16 protein-coding genes are annotated in these 17596 nt (G+C 45.8%); 6 read left to right on the forward strand and 10 right to left on the reverse strand.

Annotated elements, in window-relative coordinates:
• The 3 genes from BN1209_RS08455 to BN1209_RS08465 are packed head-to-tail and all read right to left on the reverse strand — an operon-like array spanning position 1 to position 2922.
• The gene (locus BN1209_RS08455; RefSeq protein WP_045751780.1) at positions 1-924 is read right to left on the reverse strand and encodes an ABC transporter ATP-binding protein; all 924 of its coding nucleotides are present in this window, start codon (positions 922-924) and stop codon (positions 1-3) included.
• Positions 925-933: 9 nt separating this feature from the next.
• Positions 934-1899, reverse strand: coding sequence for an ABC transporter permease (locus BN1209_RS08460; RefSeq protein WP_045751781.1), 966 nt, complete (start codon positions 1897-1899; stop codon positions 934-936).
• 36 nt (positions 1900-1935) lie between these two features.
• Positions 1936-2922, reverse strand: a complete 987-nt coding sequence (locus BN1209_RS08465) for an ABC transporter substrate-binding protein (protein ID WP_045751782.1) — start codon at positions 2920-2922, stop codon at positions 1936-1938.
• Between the two features lie 224 nt (positions 2923-3146).
• Between BN1209_RS08465 and BN1209_RS08470 the strand changes: the two genes are divergently transcribed.
• The 6 genes from BN1209_RS08470 to BN1209_RS08495 all read left to right on the forward strand — a co-directional run bounded on the left by BN1209_RS08470 (position 3147) and on the right by BN1209_RS08495 (position 11568).
• Positions 3147-3380 (forward strand): accessory factor UbiK family protein, encoded by a 234-nt coding sequence (locus BN1209_RS08470; protein WP_045751783.1) that lies wholly within the window; start codon positions 3147-3149, stop codon positions 3378-3380.
• A gap of 9 nt (positions 3381-3389) precedes the next feature.
• Entirely contained in the window at positions 3390-4901 is a 1512-nt protein-coding gene (locus BN1209_RS08475) for a YifB family Mg chelatase-like AAA ATPase (RefSeq protein ID WP_045751784.1), read from the forward strand.
• Positions 4902-4994: 93 nt separating this feature from the next.
• The gene (gene metH / locus BN1209_RS08480) at positions 4995-8846 is read left to right on the forward strand and encodes a methionine synthase (RefSeq protein ID WP_045751785.1); all 3852 of its coding nucleotides are present in this window, start codon (positions 4995-4997) and stop codon (positions 8844-8846) included.
• 19 nt (positions 8847-8865) lie between these two features.
• The gene (gene mpl / locus BN1209_RS08485; RefSeq protein WP_045751786.1) at positions 8866-10254 is read left to right on the forward strand and encodes a UDP-N-acetylmuramate:L-alanyl-gamma-D-glutamyl-meso-diaminopimelate ligase; all 1389 of its coding nucleotides are present in this window, start codon (positions 8866-8868) and stop codon (positions 10252-10254) included.
• Between the two features lie 21 nt (positions 10255-10275).
• Entirely contained in the window at positions 10276-11235 is a 960-nt protein-coding gene (locus tag BN1209_RS08490) for an energy transducer TonB (protein ID WP_045751787.1), read from the forward strand.
• Positions 11236-11253: 18 nt separating this feature from the next.
• Positions 11254-11568, forward strand: coding sequence for a (2Fe-2S) ferredoxin domain-containing protein (locus BN1209_RS08495; protein WP_045751788.1), 315 nt, complete (start codon positions 11254-11256; stop codon positions 11566-11568).
• Here BN1209_RS08495 and BN1209_RS08500 read toward each other — a convergent pair whose 3' ends face one another.
• The 7 genes from BN1209_RS08500 to BN1209_RS08530 form a co-directional block, all read right to left on the reverse strand.
• Positions 11569-11982, reverse strand: coding sequence for an HIT family protein (locus tag BN1209_RS08500; RefSeq protein WP_045751789.1), 414 nt, complete (start codon positions 11980-11982; stop codon positions 11569-11571).
• A complete protein-coding gene (locus BN1209_RS08505; RefSeq protein WP_045751790.1) occupies positions 11982-12989 on the reverse strand; it encodes a Gfo/Idh/MocA family protein in 1008 nt (335 codons plus the stop codon). The genes BN1209_RS08500 and BN1209_RS08505 overlap by 1 nt, the downstream gene beginning before the upstream one ends.
• 93 nt (positions 12990-13082) lie before the next feature.
• A complete protein-coding gene (locus BN1209_RS08510) occupies positions 13083-14270 on the reverse strand; it encodes a Fic family protein (protein ID WP_045751791.1) in 1188 nt (395 codons plus the stop codon).
• Between the two features lie 278 nt (positions 14271-14548).
• Positions 14549-15517: a lipoyl synthase gene (gene lipA / locus BN1209_RS08515; protein WP_045751792.1), complete on the reverse strand. Its 969-nt coding sequence runs from the start codon at positions 15515-15517 to the stop codon at positions 14549-14551.
• Complete coding sequence (lipB, locus tag BN1209_RS08520; protein WP_082048437.1) at positions 15514-16140, reverse strand: lipoyl(octanoyl) transferase LipB; 627 nt, start codon at positions 16138-16140, stop codon at positions 15514-15516. The genes lipA and lipB overlap by 4 nt, the downstream gene beginning before the upstream one ends.
• A gap of 15 nt (positions 16141-16155) precedes the next feature.
• The gene (locus BN1209_RS08525; protein WP_045751793.1) at positions 16156-16446 is read right to left on the reverse strand and encodes an HP0495 family protein; all 291 of its coding nucleotides are present in this window, start codon (positions 16444-16446) and stop codon (positions 16156-16158) included.
• 15 nt (positions 16447-16461) lie between these two features.
• Positions 16462-17595 (reverse strand): D-alanyl-D-alanine carboxypeptidase family protein, encoded by a 1134-nt coding sequence (locus BN1209_RS08530; protein WP_045752093.1) that lies wholly within the window; start codon positions 17593-17595, stop codon positions 16462-16464.
• Position 17596: the final 1 nt, after the last annotated feature.

Raw genomic sequence — 17596 nt, forward strand, 5'->3', positions numbered from 1 at the left:
TTATTCCACACGATCGGCTACGTTCACAAAACGGATCATGCGGGGCTCAACATGGGCCTCAAGCGGATCCACTTCAATGACAGGCTCTGGAGGATGAATTAACGCTTCTAGCCGGGCCTTTGTTGCAAGGAATTCTGGGCTACTAAATTGATCCGGGCTTCGTGGCCGTGGAACAGGCACTTCGATGAGTTCTTGAACGCCGCCTGGATTGGCTTTAAGCACTAAAATGCGATCTGCAAGATAAATGGCTTCATCTAAATCATGCGTAATAAACAAAATAGTAATATCGATGTTGCGCCAGATATCCAATAAGTGCGCCTGCATCTTGGCGCGAGACTGTGCATCCAACGCACCAAACGGTTCATCCATCAGTAAAATGCGCGGCTGATTTACCAAAGCCCGCGCAATCGCTACGCGCTGTTTCATCCCGCCAGAAAGCTCATGCGGATAAGCATTGGCAAACTTCTCTAAGCCCAACAACTCCAACCATAAGTCCGCTTCATTCGCAGCCTCTTCACCAGTGATATTGTTCATCTCTAAGCCGAACATGACGTTTTTTCTCACGGTGCGCCAGGGAAATAATGTATACCCCTGAAACACCATGCCACGATCTCGACCAGGACCTGTAACGGGCTTGCCATCTAACAATACCTCACCGGAACTGTAAGATTCCAAGCCCGCCAAAATACGAATGAGTGATGACTTTCCACAGCCAGAGGGCCCAATCACGCAAACAAACTCACGTCTGTGTGTTTTGAAATTCACATCCTTCAGCGCCGTGACCTCGCCCTTAGCTGTTTTATAAATCTTGCCCAGACCCTTCACTTCTAAAATAACATCACGTTGTTTTAGTTTTTGAAAACGTGCTTTGACCTCTGGTGATTGACTTAAGTAGCTCGGCAATTTATCTAGTTTGTTTTCCATACTTTTCCTTTAAGCCTTATTTCCTGACTTATCCCAAGGGAATAAGCCTTTGCCTAACCATGCTAAAAACAAGTCGCTACCTAATCCAATTAATCCAATCATGAAGATGGCGGCGTAAACATTTTCGAAGTGCTCGTAGCGAGCCTGTTGGGTAATAAACCATGTGATGCCAGATGAGGTGCCAATTAATTCAGCCACAATCAAATAGGTCCAAGCCCAACCCAATAGAATGCGCTGATCACGATAAAGCTCGGGCATAACGCCAGGCAAAATGACATGCCGTAACAATTTCAGTTTGTTAGTGCCCAAGGTCATGGCGGCTTCAATCAATGCGTAATCTAATTTACGCGTCGTATTCGCAATAATCAGGACTTGCTGGAATAGCGTGCCAATCACAATCACAGCGATCTTAGGGCCACCGTAAATCCCTAAAATAGCTACCGCAAGTGCCCCAAAAGCCGGTGCGGGCAAGTAGCGAAAGAACTCAATAAACGGCTCAAACAACCTCGAAATCGCGGTGTAAGTGCCGCATAAAACACCTAAAGGCACACCAATCAAGGAGGAGATTAAAAATCCCCAGAAAATGACTTGAATGCTTTGCCATAAACTTTGATGCAGCCACAAGCCATCCTTCTGGGCAGGTGGTGTGATAAAACTGGTATAAAGCGCTTGTGCTACCTCATGCGGCGCAGGGAGGTACACTGGATTCGATGGCTGACCCACGGGCAAAGCTTTATTTGCAGAGGCTGCGTCCGTGAGTTCTTGTTTAAAAACCTGCTTTTCCACCAGCATATCCACTTGAAAATAATCAACCGAACCAGGCTCACTAATCAACACCATAGGATGCCAAACACTCGGGAGATAACTGACTGCACACCAGATCAACAAAGGCAACAGAAATGAGCCTATCCCCAAGAGTGATCGCTTACGTGGCGACAGCTCCTGACGTACGACAAACCATGAAGATAGACGCATGCTGTTATTCCTTAATACTCAGTGATTGATGCTTAATTATTTTTCAAGAGATGGATCAATGGCTTTGTTTAAGTCACTTGGTTTTTTATACACCGCGTACTTCACATTAAAGTCATCCGCAATCTTGCTGGAACCATAAAGCGACTTAAACCCATCGGCCTTTACAAATACCTTTTTGCCTTCTTCTAAACTCAATAAATGCGTCCCTTTTAACAAAGGCAAATAAGCTTCTGGCTTAAGACCAACACGCGCCGACATAATCTTCACGGCATCAGGCTGTGTTTTTGGGTCATTGATGTATGTCACAACCCGGCCCCAAACCTTCACCACCTTTTCCCAATCCGCATGACGTGCCGCCAAACTTGCTGGACTGACTGTCAATACGTCATAAACCAAACCAGGCTCATCTGCAGATGTATAGATTGGCTTAGCTCCCGGGACGCGCTTCATCGCTTCACCCGAGTTAGGTTGCCATGCACCAATGGCCGCTAAATCGCCTGATGCCAATGCCTGAGGTGTTTCGTTTGTTTTGGTGTTCACAATAGTGACGTCTGACTCTTTCAAGCCGGCTTTTTCTAAGCCGTTTAACAACAATAAATGTTCAACAAAACCCGTTTCCAATCCTATTTTTTTACCTTTCAGATCTTTCAAACTCTTAATGCCTGGTTTAGCAACAATCATGTCATTACCATTTGAATAATCTGTCACAAGAATCATCACGTTTTTTGCGCCACTTGCACCCGTCACCAATGCATCACCATTTGTCAAAGTCACCCCATCAATCTTGCCTGCGGTGAAGGCATCCATTGAGGCGGAGTAATCAAACCAATCAAACTTCACATCCACACCCGCCTCTTTAAACCAGCCCTTTTCAATGGCTACCTGCCAAGCGACCCAGCCTGGCCAATCGCTATAACCTATCTTCAATGGTGCAGCTTGACCGACGCTCGAAAGCATTAAAGCAAGTGGCAACGAAATGCCTAAAACGGCTTTTTTAAAGCTATGACAATTAACAGAGAACATGGCAACGCTCCTAAATTAAGTATTACGAAAGTGAATTTCAGTAATACTTAAGCAATGGCTGTGCCAACTATTGAAAATAGACTGGTCAGCGGAGTCCTTATTGCCATCAACCAAAAGTAATATAGGCGTAGATTCACAAAAAGATTAATTGATAACTTAATGATTTTGTTTATTTTTATAAAAAGCTGATAGAATTTAATTTCTGAATGGAAAGGTACAAAAAAATGAACATGCAATTCGTTGAGGATCTCTCTTCAAAACTACGCGAAACACTATCCAAATCTCCAGCAGGTGATTTAGAAAAGAATATTCATGCACTACTTCAGAGCGCATTCACCAAATTGGCGCTTGTCTCGCGCGAAGAATTTGATGTGCAAACGGAAGTGCTTAGAAAAACGCGAGAAAAGCTTGATGCCCTTGAAAAACAATTAAGCGCGCTAGAGCAAGCGCAGAAGTAAACTGTTTAGATGAGTTTGGCCGTTTTATATAGCCGCGCGCTCACGGGCATGGATGCACCAGAAGTCGTCGTTGAGGTGCATTTGGCAAATGGCCTGCCTAGCTTTACGATTGTTGGCTTGCCCGAAGCCGAAGTGAAAGAGAGCAAAGATCGCGTCCGCGCTGCTTTGCAGACCGCACGGTTTGAATTCCCTGCCCGCCGCATCACGGTTAACCTAGCCCCTGCCGATTTACCGAAAGAAAGTGGGCGCTATGACTTACCCATCGCTTTAGGCATTTTGGCGGCATCCGGACAAATCCCTTCCGCCAAATTAAACCAATACGAAGTGGCGGGGGAGCTTGCACTCACGGGCGAATTACGACCTATTCGAGGTGCGCTTGCAATGACTGCGGGCATGGCTAGTCAAAACAAAAATAGCCGAGCATTTATCTTGCCGAAAGAGAGCGCACTTGAGGCTGGCCTAGTCAAAAATATTGAAATATTGCCTGCAAATTCATTGCTTGAGGTATGCGCGCACCTGAGTGGGCACACGCAAATCACGCCTTATGAAAACCTAACCAGCCCCACCAAAATAGAATACCAAGACTTTAATGAAGTGAAAGGCCAAAATTTACCTAAACGGGCATTAGAGATTGCCGCGGCAGGTGGGCACAGCATTCTCATGGCAGGTCCGCCTGGCACGGGAAAATCAATGCTCGCATCAAGATTCCCCAGTATTTTGCCTAGTATGTCGGAGGCAGAGGCTTTGGAGTCAGCTGCAATCCAATCCCTCAACAATCATTACAAAGCTGAAAACTGGGGAAAAAGACCCTTTCGCGCACCCCATCACACAGCCTCTGGTGTCGCCTTGGTTGGCGGCGGTGGGATACCTCGCCCGGGTGAAATTTCTTTAGCGCATCACGGCGTATTATTTTTGGATGAGCTGCCAGAGTTTGATAGAAAAGTTTTAGAGGTCTTACGCGAGCCATTAGAATCTGGGCACATCACGATTTCACGTGCCGCGCGGCAAGCAGATTTTCCTGCGCGATTTCAATTAATTGCTGCCATGAACCCATGCCCATGCGGCTACTTAGGGCATCACAATAATAAATGTCGTTGTACTCCAGACCAAATTTCACGGTATCGCGGTAAGATTTCTGGCCCTTTGTTGGACCGCATCGACATGCACATCGAAGTGCCTGCCCTTAAAGAAGACGAACTGTTAGGGGCGGCCAATGGCGACCTCAGCGAATTAATTCGCCAACGTGTTGACCAAGCACGCAACATTCAACTCGTCCGTCAAGGCAAAGCCAATTGCTTGCTAGGCAGCAAAGAAATTGATGCATTTTGCCAAGCTGACGACGCAGGCATTAGCCTCCTAAAACAAGCCATTCATAAACTTAATTTATCTGCACGCGCTTATCACCGTATCCTCAAGGTCGCACGAACAATTGCAGACTTGGCTGGGTCAGTGCAAATCAAGCCCGCACATATTGCCGAAGCGGTGCAATATCGCCGTTATGAGTCTATAAAAAACACGTAAATCGTCACACTTAACATTTAGCGAATTGCGCTGCCTGCTTTATAATAGCGAGCTATACAAGGCAAGCTAAAACAAGCATTTGAGACTTTTTACATGACACTGTTTTCCCCTACCGAACAAATCCTGCGAGATCTATTAGCCAAACGCATTCTCATCTTAGATGGTGCGATGGGCACGATGATTCAGCAATACAAGCTTAACGAAGCAGACTACCGCGGCGGAGAGAACGGTCGATTCAAAGATTTTAAAGGCCCGGCTGGCGCGGAATTCTGCAATAAAGGCTCCTCTTGCGGTTGTGGCGCAAACCATAATCCAGCCCCAACAGAAACCACGCGTGAGCTGTTTGTAAAGGGCAACAACGAGCTATTAAGTCTTACACAACCTCACGTCATTCAAGAGATCCACGAACAATATTTCGCGGCTGGCGCAGACATTGTTGAAACCAATACTTTTGGGGCAACCACTGTGGCGCAAGACGATTACCACATGGCCCACTTGGCTTACGAAATGAATTTGGCTTCTGCCAAGCTAGCCCTTGCCGCACGAGACAAATACAGCACCCCTGACAAGCCAAGATTTGTCGCAGGCGCTTTAGGCCCAACACCCAAAACGGCTTCGATTTCCCCAGACGTCAACGATCCCGCTGCACGCAATGTGACTTTTGATCAACTAGTTGCCGCTTATCTTGAGCAAACACGCGCTTTGGTTGAGGGTGGCGTAGATATTTTGATGGTGGAAACCATCTTTGATACGCTTAACTGTAAAGCCGCATTATTTGCGATTGAGACTTTCTTCGAAGAAAGCGGGAAACGTCTACCGCTAATGATTTCCGGGACGGTCACCGATGCTTCTGGTCGTATTTTATCTGGTCAAACCGTGCCCGCTTTTTGGCACTCGGTTCGCCACGCAAAACCACTGACTATCGGCTTGAATTGTGCGCTTGGCGCCGCCTTGATGCGCCCGTATGCACAAGAGCTTTCAAAAATCGCTGATACTTTTGTTTGTATTTACCCGAATGCAGGTTTGCCGAATCCAATGTCAGACACAGGGTTTGATGAAAAACCTGCCGACACTTCAGCCTTACTAAAAGAGTTTGCTGAAAACGGCTTTATCAATATTGCTGGCGGCTGTTGCGGTACAACACCGCCCCACATCAAAGCGATTGCTGACACGCTAAAAACAATTGCACCACGGCAAATTCCAACTGTTGAAAAGACGACTAAACTTTCTGGGCTTGAGCCGTTCTTCATTGACGACAATTCACTCTTTGTAAACGTCGGTGAGCGAACTAATGTCACTGGCTCAAAAGCTTTTGCTCGCATGATTTTGAACGAGCAGTTTGAAGAAGCACTTCATGTGGCACGCCAACAAGTTGAAAACGGCGCACAAATCATCGACATCAACATGGATGAAGGCATGTTAGATGCCATCAAGGCCATGTCTCACTTCTTGAACTTGGTCGCGTCAGAACCTGATATTGCACGTGTGCCGATTATGATCGACTCATCGAAGTGGGACGTCATTGAGGCCGGCCTCAAATGTGTGCAAGGCAAATCGATCGTTAATTCAATCTCGATGAAAGAGGGCGAGGAAGAGTTCTTACGCCAAGCCAGATTATGCATGCGCTATGGCGCAGCAATTATTGTGATGGCCTTTGATGAAAAAGGCCAAGCGGACACGTTTGAGCGCAAAATTGAAATTTGCAAACGCGCTTATGACTTACTCGTCGATAAAGTTGGCTTCCCTGCTGAAGACATTATTTTTGACCCAAACATTTTTGCGATTGCAACCGGCATCGAAGAACACAACAACTTCGCCGTCGATTTCATCAATGCCACGCGCTGGATTAAAGAAAATCTACCGCATGCCAAAATTTCTGGCGGGGTGTCAAACGTAAGCTTTAGCTTCCGTGGTAACGAGCCCGCCCGCGAAGCGATTCATACCGTGTTTCTATATCATGCGATTAAAGCCGGCATGACGATGGGCATCGTCAATGCGGGCATGATTGGTATCTATGATGACTTGCCAGAAGCCTTGCGTGAGTGCGTAGAAGATGTCGTGCTCAACCGTCGCCCAGATGCAACAGAACGAATGATTGAAATGGCGGGCACACTGACTGCTGGTGGCAAAAAAGAAGCCGCGACACTTGAGTGGCGTGGTACGCCAGAAAATCCTGTCAGCGTTCAAAAACGTTTAGCCCACGCTCTCATTCATGGCATCACTGAATTCATTAATGAAGATACAGAAGAAGCGCGTGTTGAAGCGTTACAAAACGGCGGCCGACCCATTCATGTGATTGAAGGCCCACTCATGGATGGCATGAACATCGTGGGAGATTTGTTCGGGCAAGGCAAAATGTTCTTACCCCAAGTAGTGAAGTCAGCCCGCGTTATGAAACAAGCAGTTGCGCACCTCATTCCTTTCATTGAGGAAGAGAAACTTTTAGAAGAAAAACGCACAGGCGTCGCCGCAAAACCAAAAGGCAAAATGGTCATTGCAACCGTCAAAGGTGACGTGCATGACATCGGCAAAAACATCGTTTCCGTGGTTTTACAATGCAATAACTTCGAAGTCGTGAACATGGGCGTAATGGTGCCATGTTCAGAAATCTTAGCCTTAGCTAAAGCTGAAAATGCAGACATCATTGGCTTATCTGGCTTGATTACCCCATCACTTGAAGAAATGGCGCATGTTGCCCGCGAAATGCAACGTGATCCTTATTTCCGCGGACTTAAAACACCACTCTTAATTGGTGGCGCAACGACATCACGCGCCCATACCGCGGTAAAAATCGCACCGCATTATGATGGGCCCGTGGTGTATGTGCCAGATGCCTCTCGTTCCGTTGCCGTCATGCAATCACTCGTATCGCCAGAACAACGCGACGCTTATATTACAGAACTGAATGCAGACTACGAACGTGCTCGTCATCAACACGCCAACAAAAAAGGCGTGCCGATGTTGTCGATTGAAGACGCACGTCAAAATAAAACCAAGCTTGCATTCACGGGGAATAATGCGCCCGTCAAACCTAAGTTTATTGGTCGCCGTGTATTAGAAAATATTGATTTAGCCACGATTGCCCAATACATCGATTGGGGTCCTTTTTTCCAAACTTGGGATTTAGCAGGGGCTTACCCGGCAATTCTTAAAGATCCTATGGTGGGTGAAACTGCGACAAAATTATTTGCCGACGGCCAAGCGCTGCTCAAGAAAATCATTGAAGGCCGATGGCTCACAGCGAATGGCGTACTTTCATTATTGCCAGCCAATAGCGTGAATGAGGACGACATCGAAATCTATAAAGATGAAAGCCGCAAAGAAGTTGCATTTACTTATTACGGCATGCGCCAACAAACAGAAAAACCAGTCATCGATGGCGTACCTCGCCCGAACCAATGCCTCGCAGACTTCATCGCACCCAAAGAGTCTGGTGTTGAAGATTACATCGGCATGTTTGCAGTGACTGCTGGCCTCGGTATTGAAAAACATCTTAAACGCTTCGAAGATGCTCATGATGACTTTAATAGCATCATGCTGAAATCATTGGCTGACCGTTTGGCTGAGGCCTTTTCAGAATATCTACATGAACGTGTCCGCACAGATTTGTGGGGATATGCGGCACAAGAAAAACTGAGTTGCGAAGCTTTGATTAAAGAAGAGTATCAAGGCATTAGACCAGCACCCGGCTATCCCGCTTGTCCCGACCATACCGTCAAAGCCGACATGTTTAAAGTGATGCAAGCGACAGAAATTGGCATGTCACTGACCGACGCTTACGCAATGAACCCAGCTGCAGCAGTTTCTGGTTATTATTTTGCACACCCTGAAGCCAAGTACTTTAGTGTGGATAAAATTGGTGAAGATCAACTCACCGAGTTAGCTAAAAGACGTGGCATGAATAAAGAAGAATTGGCACGCTGGCTCGCCCCTAATTTAGGCTAAAAGTTAGGATAAAGACATAATGCATATTCATATTCTCGGTATTTGCGGCACTTTTATGGGTGGCGTTGCGGTATTGGCAAAAGATGCTGGCCATACTGTGACAGGTTGCGATGCCAATGTTTACCCTCCAATGAGCACGCAGCTTGAAGCGCAAGGGATCAAACTGATTGAAGGTTTTGATCCAAGCCAAACAGATTTGAAGCCTGATGTGTATGTGATCGGCAACGTCGTGTCACGTGGTAATCCATTAATGGAAGAAATCCTTAACAAAGGATTACCTTATATTTCAGGGCCACAGTGGCTCGCTGAAAATATCTTGCATCCACAAGGCGAACCTAGCAAATGGGTATTGGCTGTCGCTGGTACGCATGGCAAAACAACGACTTCATCCATGCTCGCATGGATTTTAGAGCACGCAGGCTTAGCGCCGGGCTTTCTGATTGGCGGTGTTCCACAAAACTTTTCAGTTTCTGCACGTTTGCCACAAAAGCCAAAACAAGATGTTAAAAGCACATCACCTTTTTTCGTGATTGAAGCTGACGAATACGACACAGCATTTTTTGATAAGCGTTCAAAATTTGTGCATTACGGTCCGCGCACAGCCATCCTGAATAATCTTGAGTTTGACCATGCAGATATTTTTGCTGATTTGCATGCCATTGAAACGCAATTTCACCATTTAGTCAGAACTGTTCCGCAACAAGGCCTAGTGGTTGCGAATGGCAAAGAGGAGAGTTTGGAGCGCGTGATTGACCGTGGCTGTTGGACACGCGTTGAACATTTTGGCTCGGCTGATGGCTGGCAAGGTGGCGAAGCTGACCCGAATGGAAGCTTTGATGTCATGCTTAACGGGAAAGTGGTTGGCCGTGTTGAATGGGAGTTACTTGGCGAGCACAATCGCATGAATGCATTGGCCGCGCTTGCGGCGGCTCGTCACGTTGGTGTTTCTGTAGAAGTTGGTATTGAGGCACTAGGCTTGTTCCAAAATGTGAAGCGCCGTATGGAACTTCGGGGGGTCGAACAAGGCGTAAGCGTATACGACGACTTTGCACACCATCCAACGGCAATTACCACTACCGTGGCTGGCTTACGCGCAAAAGTGGGGAAATCAAGAATTTTAGCAGTACTCGAACCACGCTCTAACACCATGAAACTTGGCGTCATGAAACAAGCACTCCCTGCAAGCTTAGTAGAGGCAGATTTAGTGTTTTGTTATGGCGCAAATTTAGGCTGGGATGCGAGCGAAGCGCTTGCGCCGATGGGCAACAAGGCGAAAGTTTTTGACAACATGGATACGCTAGTTGCAGCAATTGTTTCGGAAGCGAAAAGTGGCGATCAAATTTTAGTGATGAGTAATGGCGGGTTTGGTGGCATTCATCAAAAGCTTCTCACACTGCTTGCACAGTAGCATTGACCAACACCCTCACGTATGTTGTTAGGTAGACTTAAAAAGCTAGACTTCTTTACCCTAGCTTTATTAATCTCAGCCTCTCTTCATCTACTAGTCATCATTTTCGTCAAATTTCAGCCCCCTGCACTACAATTTTTTAAAAACCAAATATCTGTATTAGATGTAGTCTTGGTGAACAGCAAACATCATAAAAGACCGAAGAAAGCAGACGCGCTAGCGCAAGCAAATCTAGATGGTGGCGGAAATACATCAGAGAACCGCGCACTAAAATCAGCACTGCCTTGGCAAAAAAACAAACCAAGCGATGCGACAGTTGAACATCGCTCCAAGGCCCTTGAGAAAAGTTTAGCGCAAGCCGAAGCCGAGGCTAATCGCAAAGCAGAACGACTCGCTGAACTTGATAAACAAGCAAAAGCATTAATGAGTCAACTTGAAGCAGCACACGCGATTGAAACGAACCCCACTCAGAAGTCGCGGCCAACCAATCCCCAAACAGGGACGCAAGACTCAGCCATAAAAGCACTCAATGCCACTGACTTAGTGAATGCAAGTTTGGAAATGGCAAGGCTAGAAGCACAAATTAACAAGCAACAAGATGATTATCAAAAACGTCCCAAACGTAAATCCATCGGCGCGCGCGCTCAAGAGTATCGCTTTGCTGCATATGTGGAGTCTTGGCGCCAAAAAGTAGAACGTATCGGCAATGTAAATTATCCAGAGGCCGCCAAAGATCAAAAAATCTATGGGCAATTGCAACTGACCGTTTATATTAAATCCAGTGGCGAAGTCGAGAAGGTAGAAATTAAACGCAGTTCAGGTTATCCAGTATTAGATAATGCCGCAAAACGTATCGTTGAAATGGGCTCACCTTATGCTGCTTTTCCAGAGGATTTACGCAAGGAAGTTGATGTTTTAGACATTACGAGAACTTGGATTTTTACTAAAGAAGATAGCTTGGCAACCAAAGCTTCAGAATAAAACAGGATAGGAATATAGATGAACACGCATTATCAACACCACGTTTTTTTCTGTCTAAACCAACGCGAAGATAGCTCAGCTTGCTGCACAGACCATGGTGCAGAAGCTGCTTTTGACCATATGAAAGCGCAAGTCAAAAAACTAAATTTGAATGGTCAAGGCAAAACTAGAGTCAACCGAGCCGGTTGCTTGGATAGGTGTGGAGAAGGGCCTTTAATGGTGATTTACCCTGAAGCTATTTGGTACACCTTCGTCGATTTGGAAGATATCGACGAGATTATCAGTGAACATTTACAACAAGGTAAATTAGTCGAACGCCTGCAAGTGGTTTAATTAGCGCAAGGCCTCTGCCAATTTCGCTTGAAGCGTCAGCGCCAAATCTTGAATATTGGGCTTTTCAACTTGGCGCACTTCTTTACTCCAAACCGTTTCAGGAAAATGTGCATCGGTTTCAAATCGTGGAATGACGTGCCAATGTATGTGCGGGGTTTTATTGCCAAGACTAGCCAAGTTGATTTTTGTTGGCTGTAAAACATCACGTAAAACTTGCTCAACCACGAATGTGGTCTGCATCACTTTGATACGTTCGGCTTCAATCAAATCCGTCATCTCTTTAATGTGCTTGTTCAAAATCACACGGCAAAACCCAACATAATGTGGATCATCCACTAGAACAACTCGGCACAAATCATCCTGCCAAAGTAGCTCACCGCCCACTGAATGACAAAACACACACGAATTGCTCATTAAATTTTCACCAATTTTCCTGATGCGGCAGACTCAAGCGTCGCTACAATTGTTGCGCAGTTATTCTTGGCGTCATCAAAGTTTAACAACGTTGGTTTGTCATTGAGGACGCAATCGCTAAAGTGCTCTATCTCGAGATCGAAATGATTACTCGCTAAATAAACGCCCTCACCCTTGCGGCCATCCTCCGTCCACCAACTCACAACAGGTAAATCATTCGAGCCTGGCAACTGCCAAACGGTATGACACTTAATACTTCCCTTTGTACCAACGATCGTATATTCAGACTGGCGACTACACTCAAAACTCGTATCAAAATGACCACGCTTGCCATCACCAAAATCGATGAGACCACTTGTTGAAATATCAGCCCCTGTTTTAGCGTATTTTGCCGTCGCCATCACACTGATTGGCGCGGTATCAAAGCAATGTCGTAAAGTATGAATCGCGTATGGACCGATGTCCCACATTGCACCACCGCCATTGTTCGCATCATTGGCTAATCGATACATACGCGCTTCGCGCATCATGAAGGAATAACTCGCTTTCGCAAACATCACTTCGCCAATCAGGCCTGACCCCACAATCTCTTTAACCCGCTGATGCTGAGGATGAAAGCGATACATAAACCCTTCCATTACTTTGACATCATGCTTTAGCGCCGCCGCTTCTATCGCCTCAATATCTGCAACCTTAATCGCCATGGGCTTTTCGATCAGTACATGCTTGCCAGCCGCAATCGCCTTTAATGCCCATTCGGCATGTTCATGGTTAGCAAGCGGAATATAAACGGCTTGAACGTTAGGATCGCCCAGCAGGTCTTCGAGCGCATCGTATGTTTTTACGCCCTGCAACTGCGGCGCATATTTCGCCAGCGTTTCGGCCGCCGCACCTGCACGACGACTCGCAATCGCAACAAGTTCTGAATTGCTCGCATGTACGATAGCAGGAAGCAAACGTTCATTTACCCGCGCCGCACCTAAAATTCCCCAACGTAATTTATTCATTTTAATATCCAAACGTATTTTCAAAAACCATGGTTAAATCAATCATCAATCAATGATTAACACTATAAAATCGTTAGCATCGTTCTAAGCGCACTAAACTGTCAGCTCAGACAAAGAGCCAGCAGGAAAAAGATTGGGAAAGTAATATCCCGTTGCAATCGTCGGGAAGCCAACGCGAACTTGGCCCTTAAGAGAATCAGACTTTAAAAAGCCTCTCTTAATCAAATCACCAAGGACATCACGAGCGACACGTTCACCCAAACCAGTAATTCTAGCGGCCTCACCCCGAGAAAACTCACCGCGAACAATCGCTTCAACCACTAATCGATAAGCTTCTTTTTTGATTGGCGCTGTGGCTGAGATAATCGAAAAAAAGTTTTCTACGCGTTTCACTAACTTATCTAACTCAAACATTTCCGTCATAAATTGCACTTGATCTAAACAGACATCCACATAAAACTCGGCAAACGCCTGCAAAGCAGACAGCGACAAATTACCGCGACCATCAAAATCACCTCTACGTAAGCTATCTGCATCCTGAAGCAACGCCTTATACTCATCCACACGCCTAGCCAATCCTCTGGAAGGAGACCACAACCCAATGCCCTCAATTCCCGCCGCCTTCATCACCAGCACGGCAAACAATCTTGCCGCTCGTCCATTCCCATCTAAAAAAGGATGAATCCATAACAAACGATGGTGCGAACAAGCTACCAACGATAATCGCTGAAAAGGCAATTTCCGGTGACGCCAAGCTTCCATATAGGCTGACTGAAAACGCCTCAGGAATTCAGGCAAAGCAGTGTATTGAGGTGGGTAATGGATACCTACCTGCACTTCTGATGTCCTTAATTGACCAGGCAACACCCGCTCTTGTTTGCCGCCGTCACTTGACACAGAAACATGCAAATCCTCTGGCAATCTTGAATAGAACTCACGGTGAATTGAGGCAATAAATTCTTGTGAAAAAAGCGCATCATCCGGCACAGGACAATCTAGCAACAAACGCTCAGCATCAATATGCGCTTTAGCTTCTATCTGCAGTATGCGCTTTTCAGCGGTGCTAGCGTAATCACCTGCCATGGCGCGCTCAATATCAACTGGCTTGGTGTTATGCCCCTCAATCAAATTAGAGTAATAACAATTCATGCTACTCACTAACAACGACACTTCTTTTGCCGTCGTTGGATGAATGAGTGCAGAGAGCATGGCTGAGTCACGATCTAATGCATAACACTTTGCAAAAAAATCCTCACCCTCCTCAAAAATGAGGGGCTCCATTTGGGTTGCATTTTTGGGAAAGATATAGGACATTTGCCGATAATTTTGCCGATATAATTACTTATATAATATAGATTTATTTGGAATTAAACAAATATTTATGCCGATAATTTTGCCAATATATTTTGAGAAGTAAACATATGTGCAATCGTCACATATGGCGAACGGCGCTTCAGACGACTATCACACTACTTAATCCGCTTAAGACCTACTGACGATCGAAAGATGATCGTCATTGAATATTTTCATTTACTTATATCTGCTTACAACCGGTTAAATTAAATGCCAGCCTGCGTGTCTGCATGGTACGAACTTCTCACCATTGGGCCACAGGCTGCTTTGGTAAAACCCATTGCAAGCGCTTGTTGCTCAAACTCTGCGAAGCGCTCAGGGGTCACAAACCGCACCACCGGCAAGTGGTGCTGACTAGGCTGTAAATACTGTCCTAAAGTTAGGATCGTGACACCATGGTTTCGTAAATCCTGCATGACTTCTAAAATCTCTTCGTCCGTTTCGCCTAAGCCCAACATGAGGCCTGATTTAGTGGGCACATTTGGGTGTAACTCACCAAAAACTTTAAGGAGATTGAGTGAGTTTTGATAATCGGCACCTGGACGCGCTTCTTTATAAAGGCGCGGCACAGTTTCTAGATTATGGTTCATGACATCGGGCGGAGCGATTTTAAGAATCTCAACTGCCGTTTCTAAGCGCCCGCGAAAATCTGGGACGAGCACTTCAATTTTAATTTCTGGCGACTGCTCGCGCACTGCTTGAATACAGTCAACAAAGTGCTGTGCACCGCCATCCATCAAGTCATCTCTATCTACGCTGGTAATCACCACGTAACGCAAATGCATTTGAGCAATGGTACGAGCTAGGTTGATTGGCTCATTCACATCAGGTGCTAGTGGTTTGCCATGTGACACATCGCAGAATGGGCAACGGCGGGTGCAAATATCACCCAAAATCATAAAGGTCGCTGTCCCGCCACTAAAGCATTCGCCAATGTTAGGGCAAGAGGCTTCTTCACACACTGTGTGTAGTTTGTTTTCACGAAGAACTTGTTTGATTTCTTGAAAGCGCGCGCTATCTGGCACTTTCATCCGTATCCATTCGGGCTTACGCATCGGTGCTTGCGGCACAATTTTAATTGGAATGCGTGCAGTTTTTTGCTCGCTGGTTTCTTTGACACCCGCAATTTTACTTGGGCGTTTTAATTCAGCAGATTTGTTCGCTTGTTCGGTCATATTGAAATGGAATAGCCTAATTCTTTAATCAGGTATTTTAGCAGTTTTGTGGCGGCTTCTGTTTGCGTTAAATCGACCCCTAAGGATTTTAACTGCGTGACTTCTAAGCCTTGATAGCCGCATGGATCGATCGCGTTAAACGGTGACAAATCCATATCTACATTGAGAGATAAACCGTGATAACAACATTCTTTTTTTAAACGCAAACCAAGCGATGCAATCTTTTTCTCTTGAACATAAACGCCTGGCGCATCGGCTTTAGCAGCAGCATCGACATTTGATTCCTTCAGAAGTGCGATCACAGCGTTTTCCATAGCGCTGACTAGCTGGCGGATGTTAATGCCTTTGCGTTTAAGGTCGATCAAGAAATAAATGATGATTTGGCCGGGCCCATGAAAGGTAATTTTTCCGCCTCTATCCGTATTCACAACGGGAATATCATCGCGGGAAGGCATGCGAACATTCTTGCGATTTAACCCTAAGGTATAAACCGGGGAGTGTTCGGTGAGCCAGATTTCATCTGGCGTTTCAGCGGCTCTATTTGTGGTGAAATCTTGCATGGCGCGCCAAGTGTTTTCAAACTCAGTACGCCCTAAATGACGAATAACAATATTTGAACTCAATGCTTTTGACTCAAATTACACGACGTACTTCACTTGCGGATGTTCGGAAAGCGCACGATAAATACTGTCTAGTTGCATTTTAGAAGTGACATAGACATTGCAGCTCAAGCTGATGAAACGGCCGCCACTACTCGCACGCATGTCTACCTTTGAAGCATCAAAGGAAGGTGCGTGCGCTTGAATGATTTTTACCATGGTCGCGGCAAAATCATCATGCGTCTCACCCATGACCTTAATTAAAAAGTCACAAGGAAACTCAACGAGCGTCTCTTCCGTTTTATCGATTTCTGGCTTTTGGTTTGCCATAAAACTGATCCTTTTTTATGCAAACAACAACATGAAGCTATCCCAAAGTCGGCCGAAAATACCAGCGACTTTCACCTCTTTTGCGGCAAGCAATTTCTGCTCATCAACCACTTTCTCATCGATGACAAATTGTATCCTGCCGATTTCTTGACCTTTTGCGACTGGCGCAATTAAAGGTTGCTTGCTGATCACTTTCGCTTTAGCTCTGGCGTAATCCCCTTTTGGCAAGGTCACATAGAGATCTTGAAAGGTTGTCGCAGCAAGCTTGCTCTCAGTACCCTTCCACACTTTTTGTGTCGCAATCGTTGCGCCAGCTTTATAGACTAAATGCGCGTCAAAGAACTGATACCCGTAATTCAATAATTTTTGACTTTCTGTCGCACGAGCATTGTCATTGGCAGCACCGAGCACCACAGAAATTAAACGATGTTCACCGCGCTTAGCAGAAGAAATTAAACAAAAACCAGCTGATTCAGTATGGCCAGTTTTCATCCCATCCACATTTGGGTCAAGCCACAATAAGCGATTGCGATTTGGTTGCGTGATTTTATTGTAGGTATATTCTTTAACGGAATACAGGCGTTTATATTGCTCTGGGAAGTCTTGTATGAGGGCCGTTGCGAGCAATGATAGATCGTATGCCGTTGTGTAATGTTGCGCATCTGGCAAACCCGTCGCATTCATAAAATGGGTGTTCTTCATGCCAAGGCGCGCAGCCTCTTGGTTCATTTTTGTTGCAAACGCGGCTTCAGTTCCGCCGATACCTTCAGCCAACGCGATTGATGCGTCATTTCCAGACTGAATAATCATGCCATGCAATAGCTCATCCACCGTCACTGTCATGGTGGTGTCGACGAACATCTTCGACCCTTCAATACGCCAGGCTTTTTCAGAAATTGGTAGCGTTTGATCGAGTTGCAACTGACCATTTTTTAGGGCTTTGAATGAAAGATAGGCCGTCATCAACTTAGTCAGTGAAGCGGGCTCAACACGGCTTTGACTCTGCTGTTCGGCAAGCACACGATTGCTATTAAAGTCTTTAAGCAAATAGGCTTTGACAGCCAATTCTGGGGCTGGAGCAACTTCTGCATACGCGTTACCAACGAATAAACTTAGGATTAGTACAAAAAATGAGGTGAAATAAGTCATG

The sequence above is a fragment of the Candidatus Methylopumilus turicensis genome, assembly GCF_000953015.1.
Lineage (GTDB): Bacteria > Pseudomonadota > Gammaproteobacteria > Burkholderiales > Methylophilaceae > Methylopumilus_A > Methylopumilus_A turicensis.

Coding starts and splice junctions, on each gene's coding strand:
- BN1209_RS08505 (WP_045751790.1), bottom strand. CDS start 12,989: ATGAATAAATTACGTTGGGGAATTTTAGGTGCGGCGCGGGTAAATGAA.
- BN1209_RS08465 (WP_045751782.1), bottom strand. CDS start 2,922: ATGTTCTCTGTTAATTGTCATAGCTTTAAAAAAGCCGTTTTAGGCATT.
- BN1209_RS08455 (WP_045751780.1), bottom strand. CDS start 924: ATGGAAAACAAACTAGATAAATTGCCGAGCTACTTAAGTCAATCACCA.
- BN1209_RS08475 (WP_045751784.1), top strand. CDS start 3,390: ATGAGTTTGGCCGTTTTATATAGCCGCGCGCTCACGGGCATGGATGCA.
- BN1209_RS08530 (WP_045752093.1), bottom strand. CDS start 17,595: ATGACTTATTTCACCTCATTTTTTGTACTAATCCTAAGTTTATTCGTT.
- BN1209_RS08495 (WP_045751788.1), top strand. CDS start 11,254: ATGAACACGCATTATCAACACCACGTTTTTTTCTGTCTAAACCAACGC.
- BN1209_RS08470 (WP_045751783.1), top strand. CDS start 3,147: ATGAACATGCAATTCGTTGAGGATCTCTCTTCAAAACTACGCGAAACA.
- BN1209_RS08490 (WP_045751787.1), top strand. CDS start 10,276: ATGTTGTTAGGTAGACTTAAAAAGCTAGACTTCTTTACCCTAGCTTTA.
- BN1209_RS08525 (WP_045751793.1), bottom strand. CDS start 16,446: ATGGCAAACCAAAAGCCAGAAATCGATAAAACGGAAGAGACGCTCGTT.
- lipA (WP_045751792.1), bottom strand. CDS start 15,517: ATGACCGAACAAGCGAACAAATCTGCTGAATTAAAACGCCCAAGTAAA.
- BN1209_RS08500 (WP_045751789.1), bottom strand. CDS start 11,982: ATGAGCAATTCGTGTGTGTTTTGTCATTCAGTGGGCGGTGAGCTACTT.
- metH (WP_045751785.1), top strand. CDS start 4,995: ATGACACTGTTTTCCCCTACCGAACAAATCCTGCGAGATCTATTAGCC.
- BN1209_RS08510 (WP_045751791.1), bottom strand. CDS start 14,270: ATGGAGCCCCTCATTTTTGAGGAGGGTGAGGATTTTTTTGCAAAGTGT.
- BN1209_RS08460 (WP_045751781.1), bottom strand. CDS start 1,899: ATGCGTCTATCTTCATGGTTTGTCGTACGTCAGGAGCTGTCGCCACGT.
- mpl (WP_045751786.1), top strand. CDS start 8,866: ATGCATATTCATATTCTCGGTATTTGCGGCACTTTTATGGGTGGCGTT.